20 protein-coding genes are annotated in these 19,509 nt (G+C 67.7%); 2 read left to right on the plus strand and 18 right to left on the minus strand.

Annotated features, from left to right (window positions below):
* Nucleotides 1–2 precede the first annotated feature (2 nt).
* The 9 genes from ACVOKU_RS15405 to rlmD form a co-directional block, all read right to left on the minus strand.
* Nucleotides 3–275, minus strand: a complete 273-nt coding sequence (locus tag ACVOKU_RS15405; protein WP_312552029.1) for a hypothetical protein — start codon at nt 273–275, stop codon at nt 3–5.
* A gap of 177 nt (nt 276–452) precedes the next feature.
* A complete protein-coding gene (locus tag ACVOKU_RS15410; protein ID WP_065174844.1) occupies nt 453–1,721 on the minus strand; it encodes an FAD-dependent oxidoreductase in 1,269 nt (422 codons plus the stop codon).
* A 221-nt stretch (nt 1,722–1,942) separates the two neighbouring features.
* Nucleotides 1,943–2,149 (minus strand): cold-shock protein, encoded by a 207-nt coding sequence (locus ACVOKU_RS15415; RefSeq protein ID WP_005410590.1) that lies wholly within the window; start codon nt 2,147–2,149, stop codon nt 1,943–1,945.
* Nucleotides 2,150–2,237: 88 nt separating this feature from the next.
* Complete coding sequence (locus tag ACVOKU_RS15420; RefSeq protein WP_053520226.1) at nt 2,238–2,984, minus strand: S-methyl-5'-thioinosine phosphorylase; 747 nt, start codon at nt 2,982–2,984, stop codon at nt 2,238–2,240.
* 82 nt (nt 2,985–3,066) lie between these two features.
* On the minus strand, nt 3,067–3,621 hold the full coding sequence (locus tag ACVOKU_RS15425; protein ID WP_053520227.1) for a hypoxanthine-guanine phosphoribosyltransferase: 555 nt from the start codon (nt 3,619–3,621) through the stop codon (nt 3,067–3,069).
* Nucleotides 3,621–4,628 carry a beta-N-acetylhexosaminidase gene (nagZ, locus tag ACVOKU_RS15430; protein ID WP_481560326.1) on the minus strand — a complete coding sequence of 336 codons (1,008 nt, stop codon included), beginning with the start codon at nt 4,626–4,628 and terminating at the stop codon, nt 3,621–3,623. Before nagZ ends, ACVOKU_RS15425 begins: the two co-directional genes overlap by 1 nt.
* 102 nt (nt 4,629–4,730) lie before the next feature.
* Complete coding sequence (locus ACVOKU_RS15435; RefSeq protein WP_481560327.1) at nt 4,731–5,423, minus strand: DsbA family oxidoreductase; 693 nt, start codon at nt 5,421–5,423, stop codon at nt 4,731–4,733.
* Nucleotides 5,424–5,471: 48 nt separating this feature from the next.
* The gene (locus tag ACVOKU_RS15440; RefSeq protein WP_197571814.1) at nt 5,472–5,957 is read right to left on the minus strand and encodes a CYTH domain-containing protein; all 486 of its coding nucleotides are present in this window, start codon (nt 5,955–5,957) and stop codon (nt 5,472–5,474) included.
* Nucleotides 5,958–5,990: 33 nt separating this feature from the next.
* Complete coding sequence (gene rlmD, locus ACVOKU_RS15445; protein ID WP_481560328.1) at nt 5,991–7,325, minus strand: 23S rRNA (uracil(1939)-C(5))-methyltransferase RlmD; 1,335 nt, start codon at nt 7,323–7,325, stop codon at nt 5,991–5,993.
* Nucleotides 7,326–7,454: 129 nt separating this feature from the next.
* On the opposite strand from rlmD, the gene ACVOKU_RS15450 reads away from it, so the two are divergent.
* Nucleotides 7,455–8,183 carry a response regulator gene (locus ACVOKU_RS15450; protein WP_053520232.1) on the plus strand — a complete coding sequence of 243 codons (729 nt, stop codon included), beginning with the start codon at nt 7,455–7,457 and terminating at the stop codon, nt 8,181–8,183.
* Between the two features lie 108 nt (nt 8,184–8,291).
* Here ACVOKU_RS15450 and recO read toward each other — a convergent pair whose 3' ends face one another.
* The 9 genes from recO to rpoE form a co-directional block, all read right to left on the minus strand.
* The gene (recO, locus tag ACVOKU_RS15455; protein ID WP_053520233.1) at nt 8,292–9,011 is read right to left on the minus strand and encodes a DNA repair protein RecO; all 720 of its coding nucleotides are present in this window, start codon (nt 9,009–9,011) and stop codon (nt 8,292–8,294) included.
* Between the two features lie 18 nt (nt 9,012–9,029).
* Complete coding sequence (era, locus tag ACVOKU_RS15460; protein ID WP_053520234.1) at nt 9,030–9,926, minus strand: GTPase Era; 897 nt, start codon at nt 9,924–9,926, stop codon at nt 9,030–9,032.
* The gene (rnc, locus tag ACVOKU_RS15465) at nt 9,923–10,603 is read right to left on the minus strand and encodes a ribonuclease III (RefSeq protein ID WP_053520235.1); all 681 of its coding nucleotides are present in this window, start codon (nt 10,601–10,603) and stop codon (nt 9,923–9,925) included. The genes era and rnc overlap by 4 nt, the downstream gene beginning before the upstream one ends.
* Nucleotides 10,593–10,976, minus strand: a complete 384-nt coding sequence (locus ACVOKU_RS15470) for a DUF4845 domain-containing protein (RefSeq protein ID WP_481560329.1) — start codon at nt 10,974–10,976, stop codon at nt 10,593–10,595. Before ACVOKU_RS15470 ends, rnc begins: the two co-directional genes overlap by 11 nt.
* Before the next feature lie 52 nt (nt 10,977–11,028).
* Complete coding sequence (gene lepB / locus ACVOKU_RS15475; RefSeq protein WP_053520237.1) at nt 11,029–11,823, minus strand: signal peptidase I; 795 nt, start codon at nt 11,821–11,823, stop codon at nt 11,029–11,031.
* Nucleotides 11,824–11,877: 54 nt separating this feature from the next.
* On the minus strand, nt 11,878–13,671 hold the full coding sequence (lepA, locus tag ACVOKU_RS15480) for a translation elongation factor 4 (protein ID WP_065174904.1): 1,794 nt from the start codon (nt 13,669–13,671) through the stop codon (nt 11,878–11,880).
* Between the two features lie 173 nt (nt 13,672–13,844).
* Entirely contained in the window at nt 13,845–15,377 is a 1,533-nt protein-coding gene (locus ACVOKU_RS15485; protein ID WP_065181807.1) for a DegQ family serine endoprotease, read from the minus strand.
* A gap of 74 nt (nt 15,378–15,451) precedes the next feature.
* Nucleotides 15,452–16,339, minus strand: coding sequence for a sigma-E factor negative regulatory protein (locus ACVOKU_RS15490; RefSeq protein ID WP_053520401.1), 888 nt, complete (start codon nt 16,337–16,339; stop codon nt 15,452–15,454).
* Nucleotides 16,336–16,956, minus strand: a complete 621-nt coding sequence (gene rpoE / locus ACVOKU_RS15495) for an RNA polymerase sigma factor RpoE (protein ID WP_065174837.1) — start codon at nt 16,954–16,956, stop codon at nt 16,336–16,338. Before rpoE ends, ACVOKU_RS15490 begins: the two co-directional genes overlap by 4 nt.
* 235 nt (nt 16,957–17,191) lie before the next feature.
* On the opposite strand from rpoE, the gene ACVOKU_RS15500 reads away from it, so the two are divergent.
* Nucleotides 17,192–19,255 (plus strand): 3-hydroxyacyl-CoA dehydrogenase NAD-binding domain-containing protein, encoded by a 2,064-nt coding sequence (locus ACVOKU_RS15500; RefSeq protein ID WP_180877177.1) that lies wholly within the window; start codon nt 17,192–17,194, stop codon nt 19,253–19,255.
* Nucleotides 19,256–19,509: the final 254 nt, after the last annotated feature.

The raw sequence follows: 19,509 nt of genomic DNA on the forward strand, positions 1-19,509 counted from the left end.
AGTCAGGCCGGCCGGACGCCCACCAGCGCCGGCATCAGATGGAAATCGGGCGTGTCGTTGCTCTGCCGGCGCGGCAGTGCCTGGACGGCCGACAGCATTTCCTGCGCGCAGGCGCGGATGTGCGTGTGGTGTTCCGGCAGCGCATGACTGATCAGGCTGCCCACATGGAACTCGAACACATCCTCCAGAACGTCGGGCTGGTCCTCGTGCAGCATCTGCAGCAATCCCCGCAGCTTGCAGATTTCCGATTCCAGCTCTTCGACCGCGAACAACATGGCGTCCTCCTCGTGAACTCGCAGCACATCCGGGCCGCAGCAGGCCGCGACGGCGGCGCCACCCGGGCCACGCGATGTTAGATCACGGAGAGGAAAACGGGCGACGCCGCTGTGGCGTGCTTCACTCTTGTCGCACAGACGCGGTGAGGTAACCGTTAATTCACGTGATGATGCGATTCACGCAGCCGCCGTGGCAGCCTGCGTGGCAAGCGCAACGGGCGGCCGGGCCAGCGCTTCGAGGAACGCTGGATCCAGAGCAAGCGAACCGAACCAGCCGTGCTGGGTTCCGCTGAGCACCCGCAGCATGTGCCCGCGTCCCCCCGGCAGCCGCCCCATCGGACCGAGCAGCGCGTCACGCGCCTTGGCCCACGCATCGCGATCAGACTGGAACAGCGGGGTCAGCCAGCGGCTCCAGCGCTGGTACACCGCCACATGCGCACGTCGCTGCGCCTGGTAGGCCTGCAGTGCCGTCTCACCGGCGCCATGCACACGCAGCGCGTCACGCAGCGCCAGCGCATCGAGCAGCGCCATGTTCACCCCCTGGCCCAGCTGCGGGCTCATCGCGTGCGCTGCATCGCCGACCAGGACCATGCGGCCCTGATGCCAGCGGGTCATCACCGCATCGCGGTAAACCGCCCGGGACAGCTGGCCGGCATCGTGCAGGTGATCGAAGCGTGCGCTGGCTTCGGGCCAGAGCGCATGCAGTTCCTGCAGCCAGGGTTGCATGCCTTCATCTTCCCAGCGCGCGAAGTCGGCGCGTGGCAGGCTCCAGAAAAAACTCAGGCGCGGCGTGTCATCACCCGGACGCGTGCCCACCGGCAACAGGCCGATCATCTTGCGTGCGGCGACGTAGCGTTGGCGCAGCTGCTGCACGTGCGGCCACTCTCCGGCCGGCAGCAGGCACCACAATGCACCCCAAGGATAAACGCGGTCGAGGCCAGCGCCGCCGGCAATGGTCGCGCGCAGGGACGACGCTGCGCCGTCGGCCGCCACCACCAGGTCAAACGGGCCATGCGTGCGGCCTTCGTTGTCGCGCAGTTGCCCCCGCGCGGTATCGACCGCGTCGATGGTGGTCCCCGCATGCAGTTGGCCGGCGCCATCGCGGGCCTGGTCCAGCAGCGAGAACAGGGCGCCGCGCTGCATGCCCAGACCATGCAGGCGGACATCGAGGCCGCCATAGCCCATGTCCATCACCGCACGTCCGCACGGCGTGTCGCCATAAAGCCGATGCACCGGCGCGGCATGCGCGCGCACGGCCTCCAGCAGTCCCATCTGCCACAGCACCTGCAGGCCGCTGGGCTGCAGCAGGAAACCGGCGCCGACCGGCCCAGGGGTCGGCACGCGCTCGAAGATCTCCACGTCGTGCCCGTCGCGGGTCAGCAGGATGGCCATCGCCTGGCCAGCGGTGCCGTATCCAATCACGGCAATGCGAAGTCGTTCCGTCATCCGCACATTGTGCCCCAGCCGGATCCGGAGCGTTCTCCAGGCCGCGCGCGGGCGGGCCGCCCTGCCGGCGAATGTCCCCCGGCGCCGGCCTTCGACCGTCGCCTCCTCCTTTACTTCGCCCACAGGACGGCCCGCCCACGCGCGGCCTGGAACTGGTCCCATGCGATGGCCGCAAAAAAAAACCCCGCCGGAGCGGGGTTCTCAACGCACTGTCGAGTGGATCACTCGGCCGGCGTGATGTTCGAAGCCTGGGCACCCTTCGGGCCCTGGGTCACGTCATAGGTGACACGCTGGCCTTCCTGCAGGCTGCGGAAGCCCTTGGAGTTGATGGCGGAGAAGTGCGCGAACACGTCGGCGCTGCCATCCTCCGGCGAGATGAAGCCAAATCCCTTGGCGTCGTTGAACCACTTGACGGTACCGTTCGGCATGGTGATGCGAGACCTTATGCAATGAATGGGTGGTGTACGCTGAACCCGCGTACCGGCTGAGTATGCAAAGCTTGCTCGGCGAAGACAATCACCCCCGTGCCAATTCGCCGATCAGTTCCGGAAGTCCATTGCTCGCCGCCTGCACATTGGCCAGCACTTCGGCCATCGTGATCTCCTCGCCATCACCACAGCCCGCGGCCCAGTTCGCCACGATCGCCAGGCACGCGTAATCCAGCCCCAACTCCCGCGCCAGCGCGGCTTCGGGCATTCCGGTCATGCCCACCAGATCGCAGCCATCGCGCCGCATGCGGGCGATTTCCGCGATGGTTTCCAGCCTCGGCCCCTGCGTCGCACCGTAGCAGCCACCGTCATGGACCGTGACACCCGTCACTTTGGCCGCGGCCAGAATCTTGCTCCGCAGCATCGGCGTGTACGGGTGGCCGAAGTCCACATGCAGCACTTCGGTACCCTCTTCTTCACAGATCGTGCTGATCCGGCCCCAGGTGTAGTCGATGATCTGGTCCGGGCAGGCCAGCACGCGCGGCCCGACCTGCTCGGTGATGCCGCCGACGGTGTTCAGCGCCAGCACGCGCTGGGCGCCGATCTGCTGCAGCGCAGCCAGATTGGCGCGGTAGTTGATCTTGTGCGGCGGCAGCGAGTGGCCCTCGCCATGGCGCGCAAGGAAGGCCACGCGGTTGCCCAGCAGCGTGCCCACGCGCACCGGGCCGGAGGGACGGCCGAAGCGGGTCTCGACCTCGTGGGTCTGCACATCGTCGAGCTTGGCCAGGTTGTAGACACCGGTACCGCCGATCACGGCCAGGGCGATCTGTTGCATCGAAAGCACTCCAGAGAAAGACGAACGCCGGCACCCGAGGATGCCGGCGGCGGCAAAGGACGGCCGCGGACGGCCGTGCCTGTTATTCCTTCATCGCGTAGATGGCCGGCACGCAGCGCAGGGTCTCGTTGACGTCCATGCCGAAACCGAACACGTAGCGGTCGGGCAGTTCGATGCCGGCGTAGTCAGCCGTCACATCCGGCAGCCCGCGATCGTGCTTCTTCACCGTCATCGCCGCGATGCGCACGTCGGTCGCGCCCTGTTCCAGGCACCAGGTGCGCACGCCCTGCAGGGTGTAGCCCTCATCGAGGATGTCATCGACCAGCAGCACACGGCGGCCGAACAGCGCGGTGGCCGGCTTGTGCTTCCACACCAGGTCGCCGCCGGTGGTTTCACCGCGATAGCGGGTGGCGTGCAGGTAATCGAACTGTACGTCCTGGCCACGCGCACCCAGCTCCAGCGCCAGCTGGCCGGCGAACGGCAGCGCACCGTGCATGATCGACAGGAACAGCGGCACCTCGCCCTTGTAATCGCGCGCGATGGCGTCGGCGATACCGGCGATGGCCTTGTCGATGGTGGGGCGGTCAACCAGCAGGTCGGCCTGGGCCAGGGCCTGGGAAATGGTGAGGTTCGGCATCAGACGGTTCTTCCAAGGGTTTCAAGCAGACGGGATTGAGTGTCGCCATGGCGGGCATCGGCCAGCAGGCCATCCCAGCCAAGCGCGCCGCGGCCGAGCAGGCCAAGCAGCGCAGCGGTATTGAGGGAGCGTCCCTGCACCGCGTGCAGGGCTTCATCGACCAGCTCCGGATGGCAGACCAGCACGACGTCGCAGCCCGCATCCAGGTGCGCGTGCACGCGTGCCGCAACGCCACCGGCATGGTGCGAAGCGGCCATGCCGATGTCGTCGGAGAACACCACGCCGCGGAAGCCCAGCTCGCCACGCAGCACCTCCTGGATCCAGCGCGGCGAATAGCCGGCCGGTTCCGGCGCCACCTGCGGGTAGATCACGTGCGCCATCATCACGGCGTCGGCACCGGCGGCAACACCGGCCCGGAACGGCACCAGGTCCTGCGCGCGCAGTTCGTCCAGCGTCCGCGGATCGACCGCGGTATCGACGTGGGTGTCTTCCAGCACGGTGCCATGGCCGGGAAAATGCTTGAGGGTGGCCGCCATGCCGGCCGCGTGCATGCCGCGTACGTAGGCCTCGGTGAACGCAGCCACGACCTGCGGGTCTTCACTGAAAGCGCGGTTGCCGATCGCAAGGTTGCCACGGCCCAGGTCGACCACGGGGGCAAAGCTCAGGTCCACGCCACTGGCGCGCACTTCGCTGGCCATCAGCCAAGCGTGCTGCTCGGCCAGCGCCAACGCGGCGCCGGGATCCTTCGCATAGCCGGCACCGATCTCCTGCAGCGGCGGCAGCTCGCTGTAGCCCTTGCGGAAACGCTGCACGCGACCGCCTTCCTGGTCGACGCAGATCAGCTGCGGGCGCGGCGCAGCCTCGCGGATCGCGGCGCTGAGCTCGCTCACCTGCTGGCGGGAGGCGAAGTTGCGCGTGAACAGCACCACCCCGGCAACGGCATCGTGCTGCAGCCAGTCGCGTTCCTGGGTGGTCAGTTCAGTGCCGGCAACGCCGATCAGCAGCATGGTCGTTCTCCACAACGGGCGCCCGCATGGCGCAGTGCCGCATTGTCGCAGAACCGGCCGTTGGACGCAGGTGGGGGCGTCCATCGCGCGCCCCTCGAAGGGTCAGACCCTGCAGCCGTCCGCACCACAGGCGTCGTCGCCACTGCGTCCGGTTGCCGTGCCCTGCTCCGCCGCGATCTGCCGCAGCGCCTGGGCGAAGGCTTCCGGAGGCTGGGCGCCGGAGATCGCCCAGCGGCCCTCGATGACGAAGGTCGGCACCGAGGAAATACCCAGCGCACGGGCCTGCGCCAGTCCCGCCTCGACCTCGGCCAGGCCCCGTGAGGAGGCCAGCATCTGGGCGATCTCTGCCGCATCCAATCCGCCTGCCACACCGGCCCGGGTCAGCACCTCTGTGTCCGCCAGATTCTGGCCGTGCTCGAAATGGGCGCGGAACAGCGCCTCTCCAACCGCGTCCTGCACACCGTGCTGGCCGGCCAGCCACAGCAGCCGGTGCGCTGGCAGGGTGGTCACCCGCACCTGGCCCTGGCTGAAGTCCATGGGCAGGCCTTCACCACGGGCGGTGGCCTGGGTCTGGCCGAGAATCTGCTCTGTGCGCTCGACACCGCCGAACTTGCGCGCATACGCCTCGCGCAGCGGCACCGGCGTGGTGCCCGCATCCGGGTCCAGCTGGAACGGCTGCCAGTGGATGTCGAGTGCTGGGGCGTCGGCCCCCAGCAACTGCACCCCCTGCTGGAAACGGTGCTTGCCGATCCAGCACCAGGGACAGACCACGTCGGAGTAGATGTCGATTCTCATCCCACCGACATGGGGTCCGGGCGCCCCGAAAAAAGGGGAACGCCCCTTTCACCAGCGTGAATAGGGATGACTGGCCAGTGCGACGTTGTAGTAGCGCGGGTCGTCGGTGACCTCCGCGCCGGCCCAGTCCGGCAGGGCGATGGCCTGCCCGGCGCTTTCCAGCTCGACTTCGGCCACCACCAGGCCGGCGTTGTCACCCAGGAACTCATCGACTTCCCAGGTCAGGCCGGCATGCTCGACCAGGTGGCGACGCTTGTCGATCAGGCCCCCCACGCACAGCGCCAGCAGCGCGCGCGCATCCTCCACCGGAATCGGGTAATCAAACTCCTGGCGGGTATGGCCGATCGTGCGCGACTTCAGGTTCAGCGCGGCGTGCTCACCTTCGATGCGCACCCGCACGGACGCGTTCTGGCGGCCGCTGTCGAGCGCGCCCAGATCGTTGATGTAGCCCTGCGCCATCGGAATCACCCGGTGTGCGGCTGCACGCCAGCCGTCGCTGCTGACGAGGAATTTGCGTTCGATCTCGATGCCCATCGCGCCATTATGCGCGATGGGCATGACAGCGGGTCAGCGCTTTTCGAACACCGCGATGCTTTCCACGTGCGCGGTGTGCGGGAACATGTCCATGGCGCCGGCACTGACCAGGGTGAAGCCCTGCTCATTCACCAGGTAGCCCGCGTCCCGGGCCAGCGATCCCGGATGGCAGCTGACGTACACGATGCGCTTGAACTGCTTCAACGGCAGCTGCTGCAGCACCTCGATCGCGCCCGAGCGCGGCGGGTCCAGCAACAGTTTGTCGAAGCCCTGGCGCATCCACGGCGTGGCGCGCTGGTCCTGGGTCAGGTCGGCGCTGTGGAACTGGGCGTTGCCCAGCCCGTTGCGCTCGGCGTTCTCACGTGCGCGGGCAACGAGGCCCGCGTCGCCTTCCACGCCCACCACCTCGCGCACGCGGCGCGCCAGCGGCAGGGTGAAGTTGCCAAGCCCGCAGAACAGGTCCAGCACGCGCTCGTCCTCACCCGGCTCCAGCAGATCCAAGGTGTGAGCGATCATCTTCTCGTTGAGCTTGGCATTGACCTGGATGAAATCCAGTGGCCGGAATGCCAGTTCGACATCCCACGGCGCCAGCCGGAACGACAGCGGCACGCCCTGCCCGTCCAGCGGATGGACGGTGTCCACGCCACCGGGTTGCAGGTAGATGGCGAATCCGTGCTGCTGGCCGAAGCTGGCCCATGCGGCGCGGTCGGCATCACTGAGCGGCTGCAGATGACGCACGGTCAGCGCGATGGCCTGGTCACCTCCGATGAACTCGATCTGCGGGATGTCGCGCTTGCCGTCGAGCGACTCGATGAAGGTCGACAGCGCCTGCACCCTGGTGCCCACTTCGGGGATCACGGTCAGGCACTGGCTGAGATCGGCGACGAAGCGCGGGTCCTGTTCACGGAAGCCGACCAGGGTCTTGTCCTTCTTCTCGACGCGGCGCACCGAGAAGCGCCCCTTGCGGCGGTAACCCCAGCTGTCGCCGACCAGCGGTGGCAGCACGCGGCCCGGCTTCACGTGACCGATGCGTTCCAGGTTGTCCATCAGCACGCGCTGCTTGGCAACGATCTGCTGGTCTTCATCCAGGTGCTGCAGCACGCAGCCGGCGCAGGTGCCGAAATGCGGGCACTTCGGCGTCACCCGCTGTGGCGAGGCCTGCAGCACTTCCACGGTGCGTGCTTCGTCGAAATGGCGGCTGCGGGCGGTCTGTTCAGCCATGACCACTTCGCCCGGCAGAGCGCCGCTGATGAAGGTGACCTTGCCACCTTCGCCTTCACGGCGGGCGACGCCGCGACCATCATGGCTGAGGTCGAGGATCTCGGTCTGGAACGGGGTACGGTCGATGCGGGAGCGGGATCGGGCCACGTGGCAACAGGCTGCGGGCGAAAATGGGCGCGTATTGTCGCAGATCCTGACCGGCGGGGCCTGCCGCCGCTTGCGCCAGCCGCCGCCGTGCTTGATGATGTCAACCAGCTGACATGGAGGCAGCCCCTGATGCAGATGACCCCGCGGGCCGGTCGGCCCCGCTTCCTGCTTGTCGAGGACGACATCATCAGCCGCGGGTTTTTCAAGGCGGCGTTGGAAACCCTGCCGGCGGACGTCGATACCGCGGACTCCCTTGCCAGTGCCCTGGCAAGCGCCGAGCCCGGGGCCCACGACCTGTGGCTGATCGACGTCAACCTGCCCGACGGCAATGGCGCGCAGCTGCTGCGCGAACTGCGCCGTTCGCATCCGGACACGCCTGCCCTGGCGCATACCGCCGACGGCGACACGTCCATCCATGCGCGCCTGCGTGAGGCCGGTTTCAGCGATACCCTGGTCAAACCGCTCGGCCGCGACCAGTTGCTGAAGGCGGTCCGCCGCGCCCTGGTCAACTCGCCGGCCGGCATCGCCGTCGCTCCGGCCCCCGCTGCGATCGAGCTGAACGGGCAGGACTGGGACGAGACCGCCGCTCTGGCCGCTCTCAATGGCCAGCGCAACCACCTGATCGCCCTGCGCGAGCTGTTCCTCGCGGAACTGCCGGGCGTCCGCGATGCGGTGGAGCAGGCCGTGGACCAGCATGACGAACGCCAGCTGCGCAGCCAGCTGCATCGGCTGCAGGCAAGCTGCGGCTTCGTCGGTGCCGCACGGCTGGGCCGCGCGGTGCGCCAGCTGCACCACATGCCGGAGTCGGACCTGGCACAAGCGGGCTTCCGCGCCGCGGTGGCGGCACTGCTGCACTGAGGGTTGCCCGGCACGGGTGCGCCCTGCCCCGTCGGATATCGAAATCAATCCGGGGTCAGATGCCTTTCCCTGCGGAAAACGGATCTGACCCCATCGGCCCGCAATCCTCTACCGCCGGGGGGCCAACTGCTCCAGCAGCTCCCAGGACTTCAGCCCCCGTGGCCCCAGGTGGTGCGCCAGCACCCGCCGCATGGGCAGCCGCAGGCTCGCCAGATCGGCAGGCCCCGGCTCCTCGTCGGCGGCCAGCGCCAACAGCGCCGAACCGGTGGCCGCCGCACTGCGCTCTCCACCGCGCTCGCTGAGCAGCCGTTGCGGCCCTTCCTGCGGATCCAGCGCATAACGCGCCGCCGGATCGATCGGCTGACCATCGCTGGCGCTTTCCAGATCGAAACCGAGCCCCAGTGCGGCAAGCAGCTCGCGCTCGAAGCGGCGCAGCGTCCAGGCCAGTCCGGCGCCCACTGCCAGCCGCGCGCGTGCCTCGCCGTACGCCAGATACACTTCCGGCAACGGATCCTGGCGTGGCGCCAGCCGCAGCGTCAGTTCACTCAGGTAGAAGCCGGCCAGCATGGCCTGGCCGACCAGCCGCGGCGCCGCGTCCAGCGCTTCGGCGGCACGCAGCTGCGCCAGTTCGCCGCGCTGCTGTGCGCTGAAGCGGATCCACTGCAGCGGCTGCAGGGCCGCGCGCAACACCTGGCCCTTGGCCGTGGACACGCCGCGCGCAAGCAGGCCGATCCGGCCATGCTCCGCGCTCAGCACCTCCACCAGCAGGCTGGTTTCGCGATAGGCCCGTGCATGCAGCACGAACCCCGTGTCGTCCTCGATGATCACCGAAGCGATCGCCGTGGCTTACTCGTAACCGAAGGCCTTCAGCGCGGCCTCGTCGTCGGACCAGCCTTCACGTACGCGCACCCAGGTTTCCAGGAACACCTTGGCACCGAACAGACGCTCCATCTGCAGGCGCGACTTGGCCCCGATCTCCTTCAGGCGCGCGCCCCCCTTGCCGATCACGATGGCCTTCTGGCCTTCCCGCTCGACCCAGATCACCGCGCCGATGCGCAGAAGATTGCCATCCTCGGTGAAGCGCTCGATCTCCACGGTGGTGGCATAGGGCAGCTCCTCGCCAAGCTGGCGCATCAGCTGCTCGCGTACCAGTTCACCGGCAAGGAAACGCTGGCTGCGGTCGGTGATCTCGTCCTCGCCGAACATCGGCGGGGCTTCCGGCAGCAGTTCCAGCACGTCACGCACCAGAGCGTCCAGGCCGTTGCGCTTCTGCGCCGAGATCGGATGCACGGCGGCGAAATCACGGCCGGCGGTCACCTCCTGCAGGAACGGCAGCAGCGCGCCCTTGTCCTTCAGGCGATCGATCTTGTTGACCACCAGCACCACCGGGATGCCGGCATCGCGCAGCACGTTGAAGGCCAGGCTGTCTTCGTCATCCCAGCGCCCGGCCTCGATCACCAGCAGGCCTGCATCCACGCCTTCCAGCGAGCCGCGCGCGGCGCGGTTCATCACCCGGTTCATCGCCCGCTTCTGCACCTTGTGCAGGCCGGGGGTATCGACCAGCACCAGCTGGCCTTCCGGATAGGTGGCGATGCCGAGCAGGCGGTGGCGGGTGGTCTGCGGCCGGTTGGAGACGATGCTGACCTTGGCCCCGACCAGGGCATTGGTCAGGGTCGACTTGCCGACGTTCGGGCGGCCGATGACGGCCACGCTGCCGCAATGATGGGAAGTTTGTTCGCTCACTTGGAATCCAGTTGTTCTAGGACGGCTGCAGCCGCCTGTTGTTCGGCAAGCCGCCGCGAGGCGCCTTCGCCCTCGGTGCTGGCGGCCGGGTCGGCCACGTTGCAGCGTACCCGGAAATGTTTGGCGTGGTCGTCACCGGATTCTGACACCAGTTCGTACTGGGGCAACGCCTTCTGCCGGGCCTGCAGCCATTCCTGCAGGCGGGTCTTGGGGTCCTTCTCGGGGCGGCCGGTGGCCGGCAGCGCCTCCATCGAGGCCGTGAACCAGGGCAGCACCGTCTCCCGGCACGCGTCAAAACCGGCGTCCAAATAGATCGCGGCCACCACCGCTTCCAGTGCATCGGCCAGGATCGAGTCGCGGCGGTGCCCGCCCGACTTCATCTCACCCGCGCCCAGGATCAGCCGTTCGCCCAGCTGCAGGGTGCGGGCGATCACTGCCAGCGCCCCTTCACGCACCAGCTCGGCGCGGGCGCGGGTCAGTGCGCCCTCGTCGGCCTTGGGCCAGCGCTGGTACAGCGCCTCGGCGACCATCATGTTGACGATGCTGTCGCCGAGGAATTCCAGGCGCTCGTTATGCGGCACGCCGGCACTGCGATGGGTCAGCGCCTGCTTGAGCAGCGCCGGGTCGCGGAAGGCATGGCCGATCAGGTCGCCACGTTGGATGAATTTACTGGGCACCGCTTCGGGTCAGGTCCTGGGAAGAATCGAATTTGCCAACCACATCGAGGTTGCCGATCAACGGGCGACGCACTTCGTAGTTGACCTTGAGGGTCCAGCCATTGTCGCGACGATCGAACTTGACGTTGCCCGGCTTCACGTTGTCCGAGTAGTTGATGTACAGCCGCTTGAAGAACAGATCCTGGATCCGCGCCGGCTCCATGCTGGCCACGCCCGGCTGGCTCGCCAGGCTCTTCATCGCCGAGCGTACCGCGTAATACTCCTGGTACATCGGGAACAGCTTCATGCCGATGTAGATGAAGAAACCGACCACGATCAGGACCACCAGGAACGAGGTCAGGGTGATGCCGCGCTGCGTGTTCATCGTCTTCATTGCGTTCTCCCCAGATACGCGTTGGATGTGAAAATACTCAGTGGATGCCCGCTCAGTTGATGCCCGAGCCGATCCGCGACGGCTCGAAACCGTCCTTGCAGAACCAGCCCTGGCAGTTCAGCCAGATCAGGAATGCCTTGCCCCGCAGGTTCTCTTCCGGCAGCAGCCCCCAGAAGCGTCCATCATCGCTGTTGTCACGGTTGTCGCCCATCACCAGATACTTGCCGGCCGGCACCGTCCACTGGCCCTGGCCACGCGGATAGTCGGTCTCCAGCACGGTATGGGTGCGGCCCGGGAGATGCTCGACCAGCAGGTTGGCGCCCTCACCCTGGCCCTTGTGGCCGGCGTAGATGCCCTTGTTGTCGTACTTCACCGGCTCGCCGTTCAGCACCAGGCTGTCGCCCTCGAACACCACGGTGTCACCCGGCACGCCGATCACGCGCTTGATGAAGTTCTCGCCCTTGGCCGGGTCGTTGTCGCCGTGGCCCGGGAAGTGGAACACCACCACATCGCCGCGCGCGGGATCACCCACCGGTACGAAGCGGGTATTGGTGATCGGCAGGCGCAGGCCATAGGCGAACTTGTTGACCAGGATGAAATCACCGATCAGCAGGTTCGGCATCATCGAGCTGGACGGGATCTTGTACGGCTCGGCGATGAAGCTGCGCACGACCAGCACGATCGCCAGCACCGGGAAGAATGCACGCGAGTAATCCACCAGCACCGGCTCGGTGTCGAGCAGGCCTGCACGCTGGGCGCGGCGCCTGGCGAAGTACAGCTTGTCCGCAAGCAGGATCAGGCCCGAGGCCAGGGTCAGCACGACCAGGAGGATCTCAAACAGTTTCATTCAGGGTCCTTTGCAACGTCACCGGACGACCGGCCCCGGAGGGCCGGTGCGGGCTTACTTGTTGTCCATCTGCAGCACGGCCAGGAACGCTTCCTGCGGGATTTCCACGCGGCCGACCTGCTTCATGCGCTTCTTGCCTTCCTTCTGCTTTTCCAGAAGCTTCTTCTTGCGCGAAACGTCGCCACCATAGCACTTGGCCAGCACGTTCTTGCGCATGGCCTTGACCGTGGTACGGGCGATGATCTGCGAACCGACAGCCGCCTGGATCGCCACGTCGAACATCTGCCGCGGGATCAGGTCCTTCATCTTCTCGCACAGCTCGCGGCCGCGGCGGTCGGCATGGCTGCGGTGGACGATCAGCGACAGCGCATCGACCTTGTCGCCATTGATCAGCACGTCCACGCGCACGAACGGACCGGCATCGAAGCGCACGAAGTGATAGTCCAGCGACGCGTAGCCGCGGCTGACCGACTTCAGCTTGTCGAAGAAGTCCAGCACCACTTCGGCCATCGGCAGCTCGTAGCTGATCTGCACCTGGCTGCCCAGGTAGTTGATGCCGATCTGGCTGCCGCGCTTTTCCTCGCACAGCTTGATGATGTTGCCGATGTACTCCTCGGGGGTGAGTACGTTGGCACGGATGATCGGCTCGCGGATCTCCTGGACCTGGTTCACCGCCGGCAGCTTGGCCGGGTTGTCCATGTTGATGATCGAGCCATCGGTCTTCAGGACCTCGTACACCACCGTGGGCGCGGTGCTGATCAGGTCCAGGTTGTATTCGCGCTCCAGCCGTTCCTGCACGATCTCCATGTGCAGCATGCCGAGGAAGCCGCAGCGGAAACCGAAGCCCATCGCCTCCGAGCTTTCCGGCTCGAAGCGCAGCGCGGCATCGTTCAGGCGCAGTTTGTCCAGCGCCTCGCGCAGGTCCGGGTAGTCTTCAGCATCGACCGGGAACAGGCCCGCGAACACGCGCGGCTGCATCTCCTGGAAGCCCGGCAGCGGCTTCGGTGCCGGATCACCGGCCAGGGTCAGGGTGTCGCCCACCGGCGCACCGTGCACATCCTTGATGCTGGCCGTCACCCAGCCCACCTCGCCCGCGCGCAGTGCCGGCAGCACCTTGCGCTTGGGGGTGAACACGCCGACGTTGTCGACCTGGTGGTTGCGGCCGGTGGACATCACCTGCAGCTTGTCGCCGGCCTTGATCTCGCCCTGCATGACGCGCACCAGCGAGACCACGCCGAGGTAGTTGTCGAACCAGGAGTCGATGATCAGCGCCTGCAGCTTGTCGGTATCGCGCGGCTGCGGCGGCGGAATGCGGTGGACGATGGCCTCCAGCACGTCCTGCACGTTCAGGCCGGTCTTGGCGCTGACCGGCACGGCGTCGCTGGCGTCGATGCCGATCACGGCCTCGATCTCGGCCTTGGCGCGCTCGATGTCGGCCGTAGGCAGGTCGATCTTGTTGATCACCGGCACCACTTCCAGACCCTGCTCCACCGCGGTGTAGCAGTTCGCCACCGACTGCGCTTCCACGCCCTGGGCAGCATCGACCACCAGCAGCGCACCTTCACAGGCGGCCAGCGAGCGGCTGACTTCATACGAGAAGTCGACGTGGCCCGGGGTGTCGATGAAGTTCAGATGATAGGTCTGCCCGTCCTTGGCCAGGTACGGCAGCGATACCGACTGCGCCTTGATGGTGATGCCACGCTCGCGCTCGATCGGGTTGGAGTCGAGTACCTGCGCTTCCATCTCGCGGGCCTGCAGGCCACCACAAAGCTGGATGATGCGGTCGGCCAGCGTGGACTTGCCGTGGTCGACGTGGGCGATGATGGAGAAGTTGCGGATGTTCCGCATCGAATCAGATGACATAGGTGGCGGCGGCGCGCGGCGTCGTCAGGGTAACGGTGGATTATCGCACGGCCGGGGCCCGGCCGCGAAAGGCGCCTCGCCGGGCCAGGGCCGGAACGACCGAAGCCCCGCCTGAGCGGGGCTTCGGGGGGCAGCGGCTGCCGGAGCAGCCCCGGTCCTTACTCGCCGGCCTTGACCGCCACGAAGGCGCTGTTGCCGTTCCCGGTGCGGACCAGCAGCATCACCACATCGCCCTTCTTGTAGCTGGACAGCGCGCGGTTCAGCGACTCCACGCCGCTCACCTGGGTGCTGGCCACCTGCAGGATCACCATGCCCGGGGACAGGCCGGCATCCCGGGCGCCCTGCCCCTTGACGCCGGTGATGCGCACGCCCTCGCCCGATTCCAGGCCCAGCTGCTTGCGCTGCGGCGCGGTCAGATCGCTGACGTCCAGGCCCAGCAGGGCATTGGCACCACTCTGCGGGGCGGCATCGGCCCTGGCGGTGGCGGGGCTGCGGGCGCTGGCCTGGTCATCCTCGGCCAGCGCGGTCAGGGTGGCGCTCAGGTCGCGCGGCTTGCCATCACGGATCACGCCCAGGGTGACCCGGCTGCCCGGGGCCATGGCGCCGATCAGCGGCGGCAGATCGGACCAGCTGTTGACCGGTGCGCCGTTCACGGTGCGGATCACATCGCCCACCTTCACGCCGGCGCGGGCGGCCGCCGAATCCGGCACGATCTGGTTGACCAGCGCACCGCGGCTGTCCGGCAGGCCCATGGCCTGCGCCTTCAGGCCGTCGATCTCCTGCACCACCGCGCCCAGCTGGCCGCGGGTGACCCGGCCGGTCTTCTTGATCTGTTCGACCGCGCTCATCGCCAGGTCGATCGGAATCGCGAAGCTGATGCCCATGTAGCCACCGGACGCAGAGAAGATCTGCGAGTTGATGCCGACCACTTCGCCCCGGGTGTTCAGCAGCGGACCGCCGGAGTTGCCCTGGTTGATCGCCACGTCGGTCTGGATGAACGGCACGTAGCGCTGGTCCGGGCCGCCGGTGCTGCGGCCGAGGGCGCTGACCACGCCGGCGGTGACCGAGTGGTCGAGGCCGAACGGCGAGCCGATCGCGACAACCCACTGGCCCGGCTTCAGGCTGTTGGAATCGCCGACACGGACGGTCGGCAGGTTCCTGCCTTCGATCTTCAGCAGGGCGACGTCGTACTGCTGGTCGCTGCCCACCACCTTGGCGGTGAACTCACGGCGATCGCCCAGCTTGACCTTCACCTCGCTGGCGTCGGCTACCACGTGGTAGTTGGTCAGCACGTAGCCGTCGGGCGAAATGATGAAGCCCGACCCCATGCCGCGGCCCTTGATGCTGGGACCGCCGTCGGGGCCGCCCGGCCCCTGCCCCGGCATCGGGAAGTCCGGGCCGAAGAAGCGACGGAAGAACTCCGGCATGTCGTCGTCCCCCATCGGCCCACGCGCCTGGCGGTTGCTGCGGACGATGGTGGTGTCGACGTTGACCACGCCCGGGCCGACCTGCTCGACGAGGTTGGTGAAATCGGGCAGGCCGGTGACCAGCGGCTGCGCCGGAGCGCGCGGCGCGGCCGCGGCCGCGGCCGGAGCGGTCTGGGCAGCCGGGGACGGCGCCTGGGCACAGGCCACCAGCGGCAGGGTCAGGGCCAGCAGGCCGATGGCCTGCGTGCGGAATCGGGGAGTCATCGGACGGCAACCTCCGGATCGGATGGAAGGGAGAAGAAGGGCCCCGCGATCGGCGGGGCGTGGCAGCACCCGGCTCAGTCGCGCGGGCGGGGCGGCGGCGGCAGGTCGTCCTGCAGGCGCGGCTCGAAGGGGTAGAACGTGGCGCTGTCAGCATGCGCCGGGAAGCTGGCGTTGAGCGCGCCCCCCGCGGCCGGAGCCAGGCTGGAGCGCGGCCACGGCCGGGCCTGCAGGCCGGCCACCTCGCCGAACGGCAGGTTGCGGCTGGCACCGGCCGGCACGGTCGGCACCAGTGGCGCCTGGGCGGCAGCCACGGCCCGCTGCGCCCCGTCGTCACGCTGGGCCACCCGCGCAGCCTGCTGGCCGCGGGTGGCACTGGCGCTGGCGCGGCGTGCGTCCTGGCGACGGCTGGCGGCCAATGCGGCCGCCGGAACACTGGCCACCGCCACCACCGCCGGATCGACCGAGGCTTCGGTCACCGTCGCGGGCGATACCGGTGCCGGCGGCAGCTCGGCCTGGCTGGCCACCACCTGGGGTGCCAGCGGCTCTCCGGGAGGGGTCTCCTTCAGCTTCTCGCCGCCGATCAACAGGGCCACCGCAGCGACCGAGGCAGCCAATGCGGCACCGCCTCCCCAGGTACGCCAGCCGCTGCGGCGCACCTGCCGGTCCTGAGGCCCGGACCGGGGCGTGGGTTCGGCGGCGATGGCAGAGGCAACCGCGGCGCTGAAGCCGGCGGGCGCAAGCACCGACGCCTGCCCGCGCATCACGTCGCCCAGCAGCTGCCAGCGCTCCTGGCAGCCGGCCAGTTCCGGGTCATGCTCCATGCGGCGCAGCAGGAAGCGGGCCTCGTCGGCCCCCAGCTCGCCATCGACCAGGGCCGACAGCTGTTCCCGATGGCGCTGGTCGAGCCGCAGCCCGGCCGGCGATTGATGATTCTGCGATTCGTTGAATGGATGACTGGTCATACGCGGCTCTTCTCACGGGTGGCGCTGCCGATGTCCAGCAGCGGCCGGAGTTCGGTGTCGATCGCCTCGCGCGCCCGGAAGATCCGTGAACGCACGGTGCCGATCGGGCACCCCATCTTCTGCGCGATTTCCTCGTAGCTCAGGCCTTCCACCTCGCGCAGGGTGATCGCCGACCGGAGTTCTTCCGGCAGCGCGTTGACGGCCTTCATCACTGTCTGTTCCAGCTCCTGGCGCATCAACTCGCGTTCGGGCGTGTCGGTGTCGCGCAGGCGCGTGCCGCTGTCGAACTGTTCGGCATCGCCGATGTCGATGTCATCGGTCGGCGGGCGTCGATTGTGTGAAGCCAGGTAGTTTTTGGCGGTGTTCACGGCGATCCGATGCAACCAGGTTGAGAACTGGGCATCGCCACGGAAGCTTCCGATCGCGCGGTAGGCGCGTATGAAAGTGTCCTGGGCGACGTCCTGACATTCACTCCAGTCGGCGATGTAGCGACCGACCAGGGCCACGACCCGATGCTGATACTTGCGCACCAGTACATCGAAAGCCGCGCTCTCGCCGCGCTGCACGCGCCGGACCAGTTCCAGATCCAGCTCCTGTGGTGTTTCAACCTCGGCCATGGGGGGCCGCACTCCTGTCAGCCCAACCGACGTCGGGCAATGAGACTGCCAATCCCGGGAAAAGTTCAGTCGCCGATCACCCGGCGCCGCACCAGCTTTTAACCACTGTTCCGTTAGCGTTCTGTTCCACGGCCATGGATCCGGAACTGCCACTCCCCTGCTATAGGGATTTGACGCGGGGGAAACAACCTCTGGATCATAGCCGCTTCTCCATACACAACCGGATGGAACGTCCATGCTCTCAGGCTTCGATGGTCTCCGCTTCAGCCACTGGCACCCCGAGATCCGCGACGACGGCGTGGTGGTCCTGTCCCTGGATCGTCAGGACAGCAGTGTCAACGCGATGTCGCAGGACGTGCTGCTGGAGCTGGGCGATCTGCTCGAACGCATCGCGCTGGATCCGCCGAAGGGCGTGGTGATCCAGTCCCTGAAGAAGGCCGGCTTCATCGCCGGCGCCGATCTGAAGGAATTCCAGGAGTTCGACCGGCGCGGCACCGTCAACGATGCCATCCGTCGCGGCCAATCCACCTACCAGAAGCTGGCGGAGCTGCCTTGCCCGACCGTCGCAGCCATCCATGGCCACTGCCTGGGTGGCGGCACCGAGCTGGCCCTGGCCTGCCGTTACCGCGTGGCCTCCAACGACAGCAGCACCCGCATCGGCCTGCCGGAAACCCAGCTGGGCATCTTCCCCGGCTGGGGTGGCAGCGCGCGCCTGCCGCAGCTGGTCGGCGCGCCGGCGGCGATGGACATGATGCTGACCGGCCGCACCCTCTCGGCCTCGGCCGCGCGTGGGATCGGCCTGGTCGACAAGGTGGTGGCACCGGCGGTGGTGCTCGACACCGCCGTCGCACTGGCGCTGGCCGGTACCACGCGGCCGTTCAAGCAGCGTGCGCTGGCATGGGCCAGCAACACCTGGCTGGCGCGCAAGGTGCTGGCACCGCAGATGATCAAGCAGGTCGCGCGCAAGGCAAAGAAGGACCAGTACCCGGCGCCCTATGCACTGATCAGCACCTGGCAGCGCAGCGCCGGCAAGCCGGTGCAGGCCCGCCTGGATGCCGAACGCCGCGCGGTGGTCAAACTGGCCAGCACGCCGACCGCGCGCAATCTGATCCGCATCTTCTTCCTGACCGAGCGCCTGAAGGGTCTGGGCGGCGGCGATTCCGGCATCCGCCACGTGCACGTGGTCGGCGCCGGCGTGATGGGCGGTGACATCGCCGCGTGGGCGGCCTACAAGGGCTTCGAGGTCACCCTGCAGGATCGCGAGCAGCGCTTCATCGATCCGGCGATGGAACGCGCGCAGGCACTGTTCGCCAGGAAGGTGAAGGACGAGAGCAAGCGTCCGGCGGTGGCGGCGCGGCTGCGGGCGGACCTGGAGGGCAAAGGCGTGGCCGACGCCGATCTGGTGATCGAGGCGATCATCGAGAACCCGGAGGCCAAACGCGCGCTGTACCAGACGCTGGAGCCGGGCATGAAGGCCGATGCGCTGCTGACCACCAATACCTCGTCGATTCCGCTGGTGGAACTGCGCGACCACATCCAGCGCCCGGCGCAGTTTGCCGGCCTGCACTACTTCAATCCGGTGGCACAGATGCCGCTGGTGGAAATCATCCATCACGACGGCATGGCGCCGGAGACCGAGCGCCGCCTGGCAGCGTTCTGCAAGGCGCTGGGCAAGTTCCCGGTACCGGTGGCGGGCAGCCCGGGCTTCCTGGTCAACCGCGTGCTGTTCCCTTACATGCTGGAAGCGGCCACCGCCTATGCCGAAGGTATCCCGGGCCCGGTGATCGACAAGGCAGCGGTGAAGTTCGGCATGCCGATGGGCCCCATCGAGTTGATCGACACGGTCGGCCTGGATGTCGCCGCCGGCGTGGGCCGCGAGCTGGCGCCGTTCCTCGGCCTGCAGATTCCGGCGGCACTGCAGACGGTGGAAGCCGACAAGCGCGGCAAGAAGGATGGCCAGGGCATCTACACCTGGGAGAACGGCAAGCCGAAGAAGCCGGATGTCGCCAGCGACTACCAGGCCCCTGCGGACCTGGAAGATCGCCTGATCCTGCCGCTGCTCAACGAGGCGGTGGCCTGCCTGCACGAAGGCGTGGTGGCCGATGCGGACCTGCTGGATGCGGGTGTGATTTTCGGCACCGGATTCGCGCCGTTCCGCGGGGGTCCGATCCAGCACATCCGCGCGGTGGGTGCCGATGCGATCGTCGAGCGCCTGAAGGCGCTGCAGCAGCGTCACGGTGACCGCTTTGCCCCGCGCCCGGGCTGGGACAACCCTGCCCTGCGCGAACCGGTGGTGTGATGTGATCGGCCGGGCCTGCGGCCCGGCACCCGCAGAGGCAACGTCAAGTTCCACAGCAGAAGCCAGAGCCGGAGCAACAGCCGGCTCTGGCTTTTCTGTTTGTCGGGCGGGGCGGTGTCGGGTTGCGGGGACGCCGTAAACCCGTCCTTGGGGGCTTGGTCGCGGCATCCATGCCGCTCACACCCCTGCCACCGGACCCACCCCGCCTTCGACAGATCTCTGCGACCTGCCCGCACATGCCTTGGGGTCAGATC

This window comes from Stenotrophomonas sp. STEN147, from assembly GCF_056757995.1.

What these genes read in the sequence shown, in the direction of transcription:
- ACVOKU_RS15485 (WP_065181807.1), bottom strand. Translation starts at nt 15,377, where the DNA reads ATGACTCCCCGATTCCGCACGCAGGCCATCGGCCTGCTGGCCCTGACC.
- lepA (WP_065174904.1), bottom strand. Translation starts at nt 13,671, where the DNA reads ATGCGGAACATCCGCAACTTCTCCATCATCGCCCACGTCGACCACGGC.
- ACVOKU_RS15415 (WP_005410590.1), bottom strand. Translation starts at nt 2,149, where the DNA reads ATGCCGAACGGTACCGTCAAGTGGTTCAACGACGCCAAGGGATTTGGC.
- ACVOKU_RS15425 (WP_053520227.1), bottom strand. Translation starts at nt 3,621, where the DNA reads ATGCCGAACCTCACCATTTCCCAGGCCCTGGCCCAGGCCGACCTGCTG.
- nagZ (WP_481560326.1), bottom strand. Translation starts at nt 4,628, where the DNA reads ATGCTGCTGATCGGCGTTGCCGGCACTGAACTGACCACCCAGGAACGC.
- rpoE (WP_065174837.1), bottom strand. Translation starts at nt 16,956, where the DNA reads ATGGCCGAGGTTGAAACACCACAGGAGCTGGATCTGGAACTGGTCCGG.
- ACVOKU_RS15470 (WP_481560329.1), bottom strand. Translation starts at nt 10,976, where the DNA reads ATGAAGACGATGAACACGCAGCGCGGCATCACCCTGACCTCGTTCCTG.
- ACVOKU_RS15440 (WP_197571814.1), bottom strand. Translation starts at nt 5,957, where the DNA reads ATGGGCATCGAGATCGAACGCAAATTCCTCGTCAGCAGCGACGGCTGG.
- ACVOKU_RS15500 (WP_180877177.1), top strand. Translation starts at nt 17,192, where the DNA reads ATGCTCTCAGGCTTCGATGGTCTCCGCTTCAGCCACTGGCACCCCGAG.
- ACVOKU_RS15420 (WP_053520226.1), bottom strand. Translation starts at nt 2,984, where the DNA reads ATGCAACAGATCGCCCTGGCCGTGATCGGCGGTACCGGTGTCTACAAC.
- ACVOKU_RS15405 (WP_312552029.1), bottom strand. Translation starts at nt 275, where the DNA reads ATGTTGTTCGCGGTCGAAGAGCTGGAATCGGAAATCTGCAAGCTGCGG.
- ACVOKU_RS15410 (WP_065174844.1), bottom strand. Translation starts at nt 1,721, where the DNA reads ATGACGGAACGACTTCGCATTGCCGTGATTGGATACGGCACCGCTGGC.
- ACVOKU_RS15450 (WP_053520232.1), top strand. Translation starts at nt 7,455, where the DNA reads ATGCAGATGACCCCGCGGGCCGGTCGGCCCCGCTTCCTGCTTGTCGAG.
- ACVOKU_RS15490 (WP_053520401.1), bottom strand. Translation starts at nt 16,339, where the DNA reads ATGACCAGTCATCCATTCAACGAATCGCAGAATCATCAATCGCCGGCC.
- ACVOKU_RS15435 (WP_481560327.1), bottom strand. Translation starts at nt 5,423, where the DNA reads ATGAGAATCGACATCTACTCCGACGTGGTCTGTCCCTGGTGCTGGATC.
- lepB (WP_053520237.1), bottom strand. Translation starts at nt 11,823, where the DNA reads ATGAAACTGTTTGAGATCCTCCTGGTCGTGCTGACCCTGGCCTCGGGC.